The organism is Achromobacter spanius (assembly GCF_002812705.1).
Lineage (GTDB): Bacteria > Pseudomonadota > Gammaproteobacteria > Burkholderiales > Burkholderiaceae_B > Achromobacter > Achromobacter spanius.
Window position 1 is genome coordinate 2,338,965 of sequence record NZ_CP025030.1, and the last position, 12,626, is coordinate 2,351,590.

At 64.1% G+C, this 12,626-nt stretch carries 10 protein-coding genes; 5 read left to right on the top strand and 5 right to left on the bottom strand.

Translation table 11 applies throughout. The annotated features are described in order from the left end of the window. Nucleotides 1-89 precede the first annotated feature (89 nt). Nucleotides 90-1,415 carry an omega-aminotransferase AptA gene (gene aptA / locus CVS48_RS10640; RefSeq protein WP_167400970.1) on the bottom strand — a complete coding sequence of 442 codons (1,326 nt, stop codon included), beginning with the start codon at nt 1,413-1,415 and terminating at the stop codon, nt 90-92. Between the two features lie 161 nt (nt 1,416-1,576). Between aptA and CVS48_RS10645 the strand changes: the two genes are divergently transcribed. Further along, the gene (locus tag CVS48_RS10645; protein WP_100854425.1) at nt 1,577-2,995 is read left to right on the top strand and encodes an aminotransferase-like domain-containing protein; all 1,419 of its coding nucleotides are present in this window, start codon (nt 1,577-1,579) and stop codon (nt 2,993-2,995) included. Between the two features lie 87 nt (nt 2,996-3,082). Here CVS48_RS10645 and CVS48_RS10650 read toward each other — a convergent pair whose 3' ends face one another. The 4 genes from CVS48_RS10650 to CVS48_RS10665 form a co-directional block, all read right to left on the bottom strand. Then, nucleotides 3,083-3,565, bottom strand: coding sequence for a dihydrofolate reductase (locus CVS48_RS10650; protein WP_100854426.1), 483 nt, complete (start codon nt 3,563-3,565; stop codon nt 3,083-3,085). 125 nt (nt 3,566-3,690) lie between these two features. Further along, on the bottom strand, nt 3,691-5,754 hold the full coding sequence (locus CVS48_RS10655) for a putative bifunctional diguanylate cyclase/phosphodiesterase (RefSeq protein WP_100854427.1): 2,064 nt from the start codon (nt 5,752-5,754) through the stop codon (nt 3,691-3,693). Nucleotides 5,755-6,138: 384 nt separating this feature from the next. Further along, nucleotides 6,139-7,110, bottom strand: coding sequence for a thymidylate synthase (locus tag CVS48_RS10660; protein ID WP_100854428.1), 972 nt, complete (start codon nt 7,108-7,110; stop codon nt 6,139-6,141). 8 nt (nt 7,111-7,118) lie between these two features. Then, nucleotides 7,119-7,562, bottom strand: a complete 444-nt coding sequence (locus tag CVS48_RS10665) for an OsmC family protein (RefSeq protein ID WP_100854429.1) — start codon at nt 7,560-7,562, stop codon at nt 7,119-7,121. A 122-nt stretch (nt 7,563-7,684) separates the two neighbouring features. On the opposite strand from CVS48_RS10665, the gene coq7 reads away from it, so the two are divergent. The 4 genes from coq7 to CVS48_RS10685 all read left to right on the top strand — a co-directional run bounded on the left by coq7 (nt 7,685) and on the right by CVS48_RS10685 (nt 12,626). After that, nucleotides 7,685-8,362 carry a 2-polyprenyl-3-methyl-6-methoxy-1,4-benzoquinone monooxygenase gene (gene coq7, locus CVS48_RS10670; RefSeq protein WP_167400971.1) on the top strand — a complete coding sequence of 226 codons (678 nt, stop codon included), beginning with the start codon at nt 7,685-7,687 and terminating at the stop codon, nt 8,360-8,362. Nucleotides 8,363-9,107: 745 nt separating this feature from the next. Next, nucleotides 9,108-10,214: an MraY family glycosyltransferase gene (locus tag CVS48_RS10675; protein ID WP_050448076.1), complete on the top strand. Its 1,107-nt coding sequence runs from the start codon at nt 9,108-9,110 to the stop codon at nt 10,212-10,214. Nucleotides 10,215-10,312: 98 nt separating this feature from the next. Continuing rightward, nucleotides 10,313-11,590 (top strand): Vi polysaccharide biosynthesis UDP-N-acetylglucosamine C-6 dehydrogenase TviB, encoded by a 1,278-nt coding sequence (tviB, locus tag CVS48_RS10680; RefSeq protein ID WP_100854430.1) that lies wholly within the window; start codon nt 10,313-10,315, stop codon nt 11,588-11,590. A 10-nt stretch (nt 11,591-11,600) separates the two neighbouring features. Further along, nucleotides 11,601-12,626, top strand: coding sequence for an SDR family oxidoreductase (locus tag CVS48_RS10685; RefSeq protein WP_100854431.1), 1,026 nt, complete (start codon nt 11,601-11,603; stop codon nt 12,624-12,626).

Sequence of the window (12,626 nt, forward strand, 5' to 3'; positions counted from 1 at the left end):
TTCAAAAACCTCTTGCGGGCGGCACAGGGCCGCCCGCAAGAGGTGTCATGGGTTGCGGCGCGGCCGCAAGGGCAGCGTCATCATCGGATTTACGCGACTTCCTTCAGGATCTTCCCGATCTGTTCGAAGATCTGGCCGATCTGGGCTTCGTCGATGATCAGCGGGGGCGACACGGCGATGATATCGCCGGTATAGCGCACCATCAGGCCGCTGTCGAAGCACTTCTGAAAGACCTCGCCGGCGCGTGCGCCCGGTGCGCCCGCGCGCGGCGACAGTTCAATGCCGGCAACCAGGCCCAGGTTGCGCACGTCGATGACGTGCGGCGCGCCCTTCAGGCTGTGCGCGGCTTCCTGGAACGCGCCCGACAACTTGCGGGCGCGGCCGAACAGGTCTTCGCGGCGGTAGATGTCCAGCGTGGCCAGGATGGCGGCGGCGGCCAGCGGGTGCGCCGAATAGGTGTAGCCGTGGAAGAACTCAATGCCGCCCGCCGGGCCGTTGACGATGGCGTCGTGGACTTCGCGCTTGACGGCAACCGCGCCGGCCGGCACGGCGGCATTGCTGACGCCCTTGGCCATGGCGATGATGTCCGGCGTGACGCCGAAGAATTCGGACGCGGTGGCGGCGCCCAGGCGGCCGTAGGCGGTGATGACTTCGTCAAAAATCAGCAGGATGCCGTGCTTGGAGGTAATTTCGCGCAGCTTTTCCAGGTAGCCCTTGGGCGGAATCAGCACGCCGGTGGAGCCCGCCATGGGTTCGACGATCACGGCGGCGATGGTGGACGCGTCGTGCAAGGCCACGATGCGTTCCAGTTCGTCGGCCAGGTTGGCGCCCCACGCGGGTTGGCCCTTGGAGTAGGCGTTCTGCTCCAGGTTGTGGGTGTGCGGCAGATGGTCAACCGAGGGCAGCAGCGCGCCCGAGAAGGTCTTGCGGTTGGTCGAGATGCCACCGACCGAAATGCCGCCAAAGCCCACGCCGTGATAGCCGCGTTCACGGCCGATCAGGCGGGTGCGCTGGCCGTCGCCGCGCGCGCGGTGATAAGCCAGTGCAATTTTCAGGGACGTGTCGACGGATTCGGAACCCGAGTTCGTGAAGAAGACGCGGTCCAGCCCTTGGGGCATCAGGCTGGCGACTGCGGTGGCGGCTTCGAAGGCCAGCGGGTGGCCCAGTTGGAAGCCCGGCGCGTAGTCCATGATGCCGGCCTGGCGGGAGATGGCCTCGACGATTTCCTCGCGGCCGTGGCCGGCGTTGACGCACCACAGGCCGGCGGTGCCGTCCAGGATCTGACGGCCATCGGCCGAGGTGTAGTACATGCCTTTGGCCGTTGCCAGCATGCGCGGGTGGGCCTTGAACTGCTTGTTGGCAGTGAAGGGCATCCAGAGATGGGACAAGTCGGGCAAATTGGCGGGGGCGTTCATGGCGGCTCCAGGGAGAACGAAACGGCTGCGCAGCAAGGGAAAAGGCGCTGCCGCCGGGATTCAGTTGATTCTGGTCCGTCCCAGGGGGAATGAAAATATACGATCTGCGCAAAGGCCGCTAACTGTATAGTCACGAGTGGCTCAACTGTACAGTTATCGTCGTGATTGATTTCCAGCCCAACCGCGCTCGCGGACTGGCGCCCACTCTGGTGGAACAACTGGTGGCGGCCATCCTGCGCGCCATTGAAGAACAAACCCTGCGTCCGGGTATGTCCCTACCCTCGGTGCGCGAGTTCGCGCGCCAGTACGGCGTCAGCACCTTCACCGTGGCCAGCGCCTATAGCCGGCTGGTGTCGCTGGGTTGGCTGGCCGCGAGGCCGGGTGCGGGCTATCGGGTGGCCTCGCCGGACGCACCTGCGCGCCGGGGCGAACCGCTGTCATGGGAACCGCCGCGCCTGAATGCGGGCTGGCTGCTGTCCGACATCTTTGCCGACCACTCCATCCCCATCAAATCGGGCTGCGGCTGGTTGCCAGGGGAATGGCTGAATGAAGAGGGGCTGCATGTGGCTCTGCGCCACATGGGCCGGGTGCCGGCGATGCGCATCGCCAATTACGGGCACCCCTACGGTTATGCGCCGCTGCGTGAAACCATCGCGGCCAGTTTGAGCGCGCAAGGGATGGAGGTGGAGGCGTCGCAGGTGCTGCTGACCCAAGGGGTCACGCATGGCCTGGACATGGTCATCCGCACCTTGCTGCGGCCGGGCGACACGGTGGTGGTCGAGCAGCCCGCCTACGCCAACCTGTTGCAGATGCTGCGGCTGGCGGGGCTGCGCGTGGTGTCGGTGCCGCGCACGGTGGACGGGCTGGACTGCGAAGCGCTGGAGCGTGTGGCGGCGCAGCATCGGCCGCGCGCGCTGTTCATCAATACGGTGTTGCAGAACCCGTCGGGCGCCAGCATCGGCATGGCCAATGCGTTTCGCATTCTGCAAGCGGCCGAGCGGCATGGCTTGTGGGTGATTGAAGACGATATATCGCGCGAGCTGGCGCCGGGCGTGACGCCGATGCTGGCAGCGCTGGACGGTGCGCAGCGGGTGGTCTACCTGGGCGGGTATTCCAAGGTGATCAGCCCGTCGGTGCGCGTGGGCTATGTGGTGGCGCACCGCGACCTGGTCCGCGACATTGCGCGCACCAAGATGGCGGTGGGGCTGACCTCGCCAGAGATCATGGAACGCATCGTGCACCAGGTGATTCGCGAAGGCCGCTACCGCGCGCACATTGCCCGCACCCGCGAACGGCTGGCCGAGGCGCATGGGGTGGTGGCCGAGCAGATGCGGCAACACGGTTTCGAGATCCATGGCCGGCCGCAAGGCGGATTGTTTCTATGGGCGAAGGTGGCGGGAACGTGGCGCGAGCGTGGCGCCAATGGCTTGGCCGAGCTGGCCTTGAAGGACGGCATCTGGCTGGCGCCGGGGTCGTATTTCGACGTGGATGAGGCCGATACGCCCTGGGTACGGTTCAACGTGGCGTATTCCGAGGCGCCGGCGTTGTGGCGATTCATGCGGAATGCGGGGGCGGCCTAAATCGGTAGGATGGGTGTAGCGCGGCACAGCCGTCAGAAAAATCCCATCGCCGACCGCGCGCAACCCATTAGCCCGGCCCCGCACCCCTCACCGCTCATAAACCACAAAATCATATTCATAGCCGTTCTCCGCCGGCTGCGCGTCACGCGCCGTTTCCTTCCACTGAAACGACGGCAACAACGGAAAGAACGCGTCGCCCTCCACATCGGCGTGCACTTCCGTCGCCAGCACCCGTTGCGCCATCGGCAAGGCTTGCGCATAGATCTGCGCGCCGCCAATCACGAAGGCTTCCTGCACATCACCGCACGCGGCGATAGCGGCTTCCAGCGTGGGCACCACGGTGGCGCCGGCTGCGCTGAAATCCGGATTGCGGCTGATCACGATATTGCTGCGGCCCGGCAGCGGGCGGCCCAGGGAATCCCAGGTCTTGCGGCCCATGATGATGGGATGACCCAGCGTGCTGCGTTTGAAATGCGCCAGATCGCCCGGCAGTTTCCAGGGCAGGGCGTTGTCGCGTCCGATGACGCGATTGGTGGAGTAGGCGACGATCAGGGTAAGGCTGGCGGGCATGCGGGTTGGCTACGGTTGGGGCGGGGCCGGAAGTCGGCCCGCGCGACGGCGTAAGCGTAGCAAATTCGGTCGCCTGCTGGGACGCGGGAGGGCAGTCGGTTGCTGGCCGGGGCGCCTGCTCTCCCTCAGTTCGCCGCGTGTTCCAGGAATTCAGTCGCGGGCATCGGTCGGCCCAGCAAAAATCCTTGCAGCGAATCACAGCCCAGCCCCGTCAGGAACTTCTGCTGCGCGGCGGTTTCCACGCCCTCGGCGACGATGCGCAGGTTCAATTGCTGCGCCAAGGCGACGATGGCCGACACGATCGCCGCATCCTCGTTGTCGTTTTCCAGTTGATTCACAAAGCCGCGGTCGATCTTCAGTTCCGTCGCCGGCAGGCGCTTCAGATACAGCAGGCTGGAATAGCCCGTGCCGAAATCGTCGATCGAGATCGTGACGCCCAGGCCCGACAGGCGCTTGAGCACGGCCAGGCTGGCCTCGGCATCGCGCATGGCGGTGGACTCGGTGACTTCCAGCGTCAGGCAGGAAGGGGGCACATCGTGCCGCGCCAGCGCCCCGCGCACCGTCTCCACCAAGCTGGCGTGGGCAAACTGCAAGGCCGAAATATTGACGGCGATGGTCCAGTGCGACTGGCCGGCGTTGATCCATTCCCGCATCTGCCGGCACGCCTCGTTGATCACCCATTCGCCGATCGACAGGATCAAGCCCGTTTTTTCAGCGGTGGGAATGAACTGGTCCGGCCCGACCAGGCCGCGCGTGGGATGGTTCCAGCGCAGCAGCGCCTCGGCGCCGATGATCGGCCCTGCCGGCGCTTCATACTTGGGCTGATAGTGCAGCACGAACTGGCCGCGCTCCTGCGCCAGGCGCAGGTCGTGCAGCAGCTCGATCTGCTCATGCGCGTCCGCGTTCATGGATGGTTCGAAGAAGCTGTAGCCGGTGCCGCCCAGGCGCTTGGCGTGGTACATGGCGGCGTCGGCGTTGGTCAGCAGCGTGTGGGTGTCTTCGCCGTCGTTCGGGTAGATGGCGATGCCCACGCTTGAGGTCACCAGTACTTCGTGGCCATAGACCATGACCGGGCGCGCGATGGCTTCGATCAGCCGGTCGGCCACGTTGGCGGCGTCGGTGGGTTCGATGACTTCGCTTAGCACGATGAATTCGTCACCCCCCAGGCGCGCCACCGTGTCCTGCGTGCGCAGGGCTTGGCGGATGCGCTGGGCCAGGTCGATCAGCAAGGCATCGCCCGTGTGGTGGCCGTACGCGTCGTTGACCGCCTTGAAACCGTCCAGATCAAAGAACAGCACGGCGAAATAGCCCTTGCGCCGGCTAGCGCCCTCGATGGCCTGCTCCATGCGGTCTTCCAGCAGGATGCGGTTGGGCAGCTTGGTCAGCGTGTCGTGCAGGGCCAGCTGCACCAGTTCTTCATTGGCTTCGGCCAGGGAAGAAGCCAGCGCCGACGTGCGCGCCTCCAGTCGGTTGTCCAGCACCGCCACCACCAGCGCAATGGCCAGCACGCTCAAGGTGACGGCCGTCACGGCGATGGCCAGCCAGCCCGCCGAGATCCCGCCATCGGCCGCCATGCAGATGCTGCCGGCGGGGAAGGCGGCGGCTTTCATGCCCGAATAGTGCATGCCGACGATGGCGATGCCCATGACCACCGACGCCAGCGGCCGCGACAAGGCCACGCGCGGTCCGTCGTGGCGCAGCCGATAGGTAATCCACAGCGCGGCGCCCGAGGCCGCCACCGCAATCAGGATGGACAGCGCAAACCACTTCGCGTCGTAGGCGATGCCGGGCTCCATGCGCATGGCGGCCATGCCCAGATAGTGCATCGCGGCGATTCCCGCTCCCATCAGCAGCGCGCCGCTGAGCAAGCGGCGCCAAGGCAGTTCGTCCTTGCACACGATCCACAACGCAAAGGCCGAGCACCCGATGGCGATGGCCAGCGACAGTATCGTCAAGGGCAGGTCATAGCCCATCGGTATGGGCAGGTTGAAGGCCAGCATGCCCACAAAGTGCATCGACCAGATCCCGACGCCCATGGCGAACGCGCCGCCCGCCAGCCAATAGCGCGCCGCCGGCAGCCCATTCGAGGCCCGCACGCGGTTGGCCATGCCCAACGCCGTATATGACGCCAGGATGGTGACCCCTAGAGATACGAGGACGAGCGAAGGGTTATAAGTTCCAACGAGCATTTGTGCGGTCCTGTCCTAAGCGCTTACTGCCGACGCGCCGGCCTCAAATCAAATCAATTAGTAGTCAACAGTTGCAATTGGGTCGTGAGACAGATTGCTGCTGTCGACGCTGGCGATCTACGTACTCTCTTGTCGGGAAGGGGGAGGTGGCAAGCAATGCCTGCGGTCGGCGCCGCCGGGGTGCCGCGCGCTATTGCGGCAAGTGGCGGCGCGGCGCGGCATGAGCCGGTCGGAAGCCTGGGCGCGCGCGTGGTTCTGGACGCGCGTCCTGAGCTAAGGGATGGGTTATACCGAAATCGCGCGTCCAGATGCTCACCAATCTTCACTTAAGGCTTGCGAGGCCGGCTACCCCGCCCGCCGAAGTCTGGCGAGCCGAGGGGGAGCCTATACGGCCATGGGGGCGGTGAGCGGCGCGTGATGGGTGTAGCCGGACAGGGAAAAGTCGGTGGGTTCCACCTTTTCCAGCCACTCCGGTTCATAGCGCCCGGTGACGGCGAAATCAGGGATGCGGTCGGACAGCACCAGCTTGGGCGATTCGTAGGGCTCGCGGGTAAGCTGTTCGCGCAGCATCGGCAGGTGATTTTCGTAGATGTGCGCGTCGCCGATGAAGTAGGTGAACCAGCGCGGCGTGTAGCCGGTCAGGCGACCCACCAGATGCAGCAGCGCGGCGCCTTCCGTCAAGTTGAACGGCGTGCCCAGGCCCACGTCGTTTGAGCGGATATACAGGCACAGCGAAATCTCGCGCGTCGTCGCGTTGGGCAGGAACTGGTACAGCAGGTGGCAGGGCGGCAGCGCCATTTCTTCGATCTGGGCCCAGTTCCAGCCATGGAACAGGATGCGGCGATCGCCCGGGCGTTCGTGGATGGTGTCCAGGCACTGGCGCAACTGGTCCACCGCTTTATAAAACAATACCTTCGGCACGCCGCCTTCTTCCAGGTCGGCGACCTTGGCGTAACCGCGCGCCAAGGCATCTTCAAGCTGGGCCGGACGGCTGGCGTCCAGGAGCTTGTACGCAGGCCATTGGCGCCATTGCACGCCGTACACCGGGCCCAGGTCGTCAGGGCCCTCGCGGTACGGATTGGCCAGCCATTGGCTGTTTTCATTGGCGTTCTGGTCCCAGACCTTGCAGCCCAGTTCACGGAATTCGGCCGCGCTGCGCGAGGCACGAAGGAATCCGACCATTTCTCCAATGGCGGATTTGAAGGCCAGTTTTTTGGTGGTGACGGCGGGAAAGCCTTTTTGCAGGTCGAAGCGCAACGAGGCGCCCGGCATGCTGATCGTGCGGATGCCCGTCCGGTTTTCCTGCCACGAGCCGGTGTCCAGGATGGATTGGACGAGGTCTAGATATTGTTTCATGGCGGTCCTCAGGCTGCGGCCGGCGCGTCCTGGGTGTCGACGATCTCGACCGAAAAGGTCATCGCCGCGGTTTTCTCAAGCATGGCCGAGGCCGAGCAGTACTTTTCGTGCGATAACTGCACGGCGCGTTCCACCGCCGCCTGCGGCAGGTTGCGGCCCGTGACGGTGAAGGCGAAATGGATGCGGGTGAAGACTTTCGGGTCGGTTTCGGCGCGATCCGCTTGCAGCTTGACGCTGCAACCGGTGACGGCGTGGCGTCCACGCTTCAGGATCAGCACCACGTCGTAGGCCGTGCAGCCGCCGGTGCCGGCCAGCAGCATTTCCATCGGGCGGGGCGCCAGGTTGTGTCCGCCGCCGTCCACGGCGCCATCCATCACGGCCACATGGCCGCTGCCGGTGCTGGCGGTAAAGAGCATGCCGTTGGGGCCGCCCCAGTCTATCGTGCATTCCATTTTGAGTGTCCTTCCACATTGCGCGCAGTCAATGGCCGATGATACCCGTTGCGTACAATTCCAGGCATGAGAGCCCCGCCCCGCATCAGGGGTGTGTGCTCAGTCTTGCAGAGGAGTCGCCCATGCCCATCGCCATGTCCCAATCTGGAACTGTTTCCTTGCGCCGTCGCGTCGGCCCCCTGGATGCCCTGCTGGCCGAAGCCGACCGCGCCTTGCGTGTCCTGTCCAACAGCGCCACGGCCGGGCGGCCGTATCCCGCCAAGACGCCGGAAGCGCCCGATACGCTGTCGGCAGAGGAAAAGCGCCACGCCGCCGGATTGATGCGCGTGAACCACGTAGGCGAAATCTGCGCTCAGGCGCTGTACCGGGGGCAAGCCTCGGTGTGCCGTGAGCCCGCCCCGCGCGCGTTGCTGCTGAATGCCGCCGCCGAGGAAGTGGATCATCTGGTGTGGTGCAACGAGCGCCTGACGGAATTGAACAGCCGGCCCAGCCTGCTGAACCCGGTCTGGTATGCCGGCTCTTTCGCCCTGGGTGTGCTGGCCAGCGCCGCGGGCGTGCCGCGCAACCTGGGTTTCATGGCCGAAACCGAAAAGCAGGTCGAGGCCCATCTGGAAGAGCATTTACGCACCTTGCCGGTGCAGGACGAACGCTCGCGCGAGGTCGTCCGGAAGATGAAAGACGACGAAGCGGAACACCGGGCCAGCGCCGAGCGGGCAGGGGGCGTACCACTGCCGGGCCCTGTAAAGACGGCCATGCGGGCGATGTCCAAAGTGATGACGACGACGGCGTACTGGATCTGAAGCGAAGCGGTTTGGTTGCGGTTTGCGGCATTGTTGCAATGCACCAATATGGCCGCATCGTGGTGCGAATCGCACCAAGTTGGTGCGGAAATTCAGGCGGGATTACCCGATACCGGCGAGGGTAAATCCCCAAGGGGTTTACCCGTTTGGCAAAAACCCTTTTTTCGGCCAAGTCATTTGTTAGCGCGGGTTTCCAACGGGTAGGCGCTGGATTTGCAGCGAAAACGCAACGCAGAAATTGACCTTTTAAAGAGATCAAAAAAATTCTTGCATCGCACAAAAAACCTCGTTAATATTCACACATCGGATGTTGAAACGCAGTCGGCGCGGTGCAAAACCCCGACAGCAAAGCGAGCAGAAGGTCAGCTCCCAACATGCCACGGTTGTCTCCTCCACCCTCCTCCTTTGGTGGATTTAGCCCGAGATCTCACGATCTCGGGCTTTTTTTTGCGTGCTTTTGATGCGTCCCTGTTTTTGGCGGGCAGTCCGCCGACCGGACTGGAATGACGGTGCCTCCACCCTATGGAGGCATCCGCGTTTTCCCTGGGATATTTCGTATGCGCCCAGGCGGAAAGATCTACAATCGCCTGCATGAATCCTGGACTTCCGCGCGAAAGAACGCCCCTGACCCGGGAGTTACGTTTCGTGCCCGTGAATTGCACTTCCTTATCCCTCCCATATATGGGCGTTACACCTGCCCCCGATAATGGCGGGCCTGTCTCCATAGACCAAGAAAGGTGATCGAGTGACCTGGCTGTATATCTGCGTGGTCGCGTTCATGGTGGGGGGACTCATCGTGTGGTCGGAGCGCTGGCATGGCCGCTTCACCGGCGACAGCGACCTCAACAAACCGCAAGCGAACCATTCCCGAGCCACGCCCCGCGTTGGCGGCCTGGCCGTGCTGGCCGGCACCCTGCTGGGCCTGCTGGTGCTGGGCCCCGCCAACATGACGCTGACCTGGCTTTGGCCGGCGTTGTTCGTTGCCGCCCTGCCGGTCTTCGTGGCCGGCCTGCTCGAAGACATTACCAAAGACATCGGCGCCAGCAAGCGCTTGCTGGCGGCGTTCCTGTCGGCGGCGATTGCCTGGTGGCTGCTGGGCGGCGTCAGCCGTGTCGGCATGGCCCCGGTGGATTACGTGCTGTCGTACTGGCCCGTATCGCTGCTGTTCACCATGTTTGCCGTGGGCGGCTGTACCCATGCGCTGAATATCGTGGACGGCATGAACGGCCTGGCCGGCATGGTCGCCACGCTGATGGCGGTGTCGATCAGCCTGGTGGCGCTGCAAGTGGGCGACGTGCCCATCTTCATGATCGCGGCGGCCCTGGCGTCCGCCACCCTGGGCTTTCTGGTCTGGAACTTCCCGTTCGGCCGCGTCTTCCTGGGCGATGGCGGGGCGTACTTCCTGGGCTTCATGCTGGCCGAGCTGGCCGTGTTGCTGGTGGTGCGCAATCCGTCGGTGTCGCCTTTCTATGCGCTGGCCGTGCTGTTCTACCCCGTTTTCGAAACCGGTTTTTCGATCTGGCGCCGCCGCTTCAAGCGTGGCGTGCCGGTTGACCAGCCGGACGCGCTGCACCTGCACCAACTGGTGTTCCGCCGGCTGGTCCGCGTGACCTTCAGCCGTGGCCGCCGCCATGCGGTGCCGGCGCTGTGCAACGCGATGGCGTCACCCTACATGTGGGTGCTGGCGCTGATCGGTCTGGTGCCGGCCACCATCTGGTGGGACAACGCGTGGGCCCTGGGCGCCAGCCTGGTGGTGTTCGCCAGCGTCTACGTCTGGCTGTACGCCCGCCTGGTGTCCTGGCGTCGCCCGGGGTGGCTGCTGTTGCCGTCCGTGTTGAAGACCTCGGATTAAGTGTTGAGTGCCCCGGCGACTGCCGCCGGGGGCTCGTGAATCATCAATCACCCGACCATATTTAGAATGCCGTAAACGCTTACGGTGAAGGGAGAGTTATGTTGCGAATTCAGGATGTGAAACTCGCTGTCGTTGGCCTGGGCTACGTCGGTCTGCCCTTGGCGGTGGAGTTCGGCAAGAAGCGCTCGGTCATCGGGTTTGATATCAATACGCGCCGTATTGACGCCTTGAAGGCGGGCCACGACCACACGCTGGAAGTCAGCGACGAAGAGCTGGCCGAAGCCGCTCAGTTGAGCTACACCGCCGACCGCGCCGAACTCGGCCAGGCGAACGTGTTCATCGTGACCGTTCCCACGCCCATCGACGAATACAAGCAGCCGGACCTGACCCCGCTGGTCAAGGCCAGCGAAACGATCGGCGCGGTGCTCAAGCGCGGCGACATCGTCATCTATGAATCCACCGTTTACCCCGGCGCCACCGAAGAAGACTGCGTGCCGGTGCTGGAACGTGTGTCCGGCCTGAAGTTCAACGTGGATTTCTACGCGGGCTACAGCCCCGAGCGCATCAATCCGGGCGACAAGGAACACCGCGTCAGCACGATCAAGAAGGTCACCTCTGGCTCCACGCCCGAAGTCGCCGAGCTGGTCGACCAGCTGTACAAGGAAATCATCACCGCCGGCACGCACAAGGCGTCCAGCATCCGCGTGGCTGAAGCCGCCAAGGTGATCGAGAACACGCAGCGCGACGTGAACATCGCGCTGATCAACGAACTGGCCCTGATCTTCAACAAGATGGGCATCGATACCGAAGCCGTGCTGCAAGCCGCGGGCACCAAGTGGAACTTCCTGCCGTTCCGCCCGGGCCTGGTTGGCGGCCACTGCATCGGCGTGGACCCGTACTACCTGACCCACAAGGCGCAGTCCATCGGCTACCACCCCGAGATCATCCTCGCCGGTCGTCGCCTGAACGATTCGATGGGCGGCTACGTGGTGTCGCAGTTGGTCAAGTGCATGACCAAGCAGCGCATCCATGTGCAAGGCGCGCGCGTGCTGGTCATGGGCCTGGCCTTCAAGGAAAACTGCCCCGACCTGCGCAACACCCGCATCGTCGACATCGTCAGCGAGCTGCGCGACTACAACGTGGATGTGGACGTCTACGACCCGTGGGTCGATCCCGATGAAGCGGTACACGAATACGGCCTGACCCCGGTGGCCAAGCTCGAAGAGGGCAAGTACGACGCCGTGATCCTGGCGGTGGCGCACAACCAATTCAAGGCCATGGGCGCCGAAGGCATCCGCAAGCTGGGCAAGCCGCAACACGTGCTGTATGACCTGAAGTACGTGCTGTCGCCCGCCGAATCCGACCTGCGCCTGTAAGGATTCCGCCATGACGACTCGCTATGAAACCATCAAGCAAGAACTGGCCGCCGCGCCGCGTAAGTGGCTGGTGACGGGCTGCGCCGGATTTATCGGCTCGAACCTGCTGGAAACCTTGTTGAAGTTGAACCAGACCGTCACCGGCCTGGACAACTTCGCCACCGGCCACCAGCGCAATCTGGATGAAGTGCGCACCTCGGTCACGGCCGAGCAATGGGCGCGCTTCACCTTCGTGGAAGGCGATATCCGCGACCTGGCCGCTTGCCAACGCGCTGCCGAGGGGGTGGACTTTGTCCTGCACCAGGCCGCCCTGGGTTCCGTGCCGCGTTCGCTGAAAGACCCGATCACCACCAACGAGGTGAACATCGGCGGCTTTCTGAACATGCTGGTCGCCGCCCGCGACGCCGGTGTGAAGTCCTTTGTCTACGCCGCGTCCAGCTCGACCTACGGCGACCACCCGGCCTTGCCCAAGGTTGAAGAAAACATCGGCAAGCCGCTGTCGCCCTACGCCGTCACCAAGTACGTGAACGAGCTGTACGCCGACGTGTTCGCGCGTTCCTACGGCTTTGAAACCGTGGGCCTGCGCTACTTCAACGTGTTCGGCAAGCGCCAGGACCCGGACGGCGCCTACGCCGCCGTGATCCCGAAGTGGACGGCCGCCATGATCAAGGGCGAAGACGTCACCATCAACGGCGACGGCGAAACCAGCCGCGACTTCTGCTTTGTGGATAACGCGGTACAGGCCAACCTGCTGGCCGCCATGGCGCCGCCCGAAGCCCGCAACCAGGTCTACAACGTGGCCGTCAGCGGCCGCAGCACCTTGAACGACCTGTTCGGCTTTTTGGTCAAGGCCCTGGGCAACCAGAATGTGAACTATGGCAAGCAAGCCGTCTACGCGGATTTCCGCGCCGGCGACGTGCGCCATTCCCAGGCTGACGTCAGCAAGGCGGGTCGACTGCTGGGCTACGCGCCTTCGCACACCGTGCTGCAAGGCCTGGAAGTGGCCATGCCCTGGTACACGCAATTCCTGCGTTGA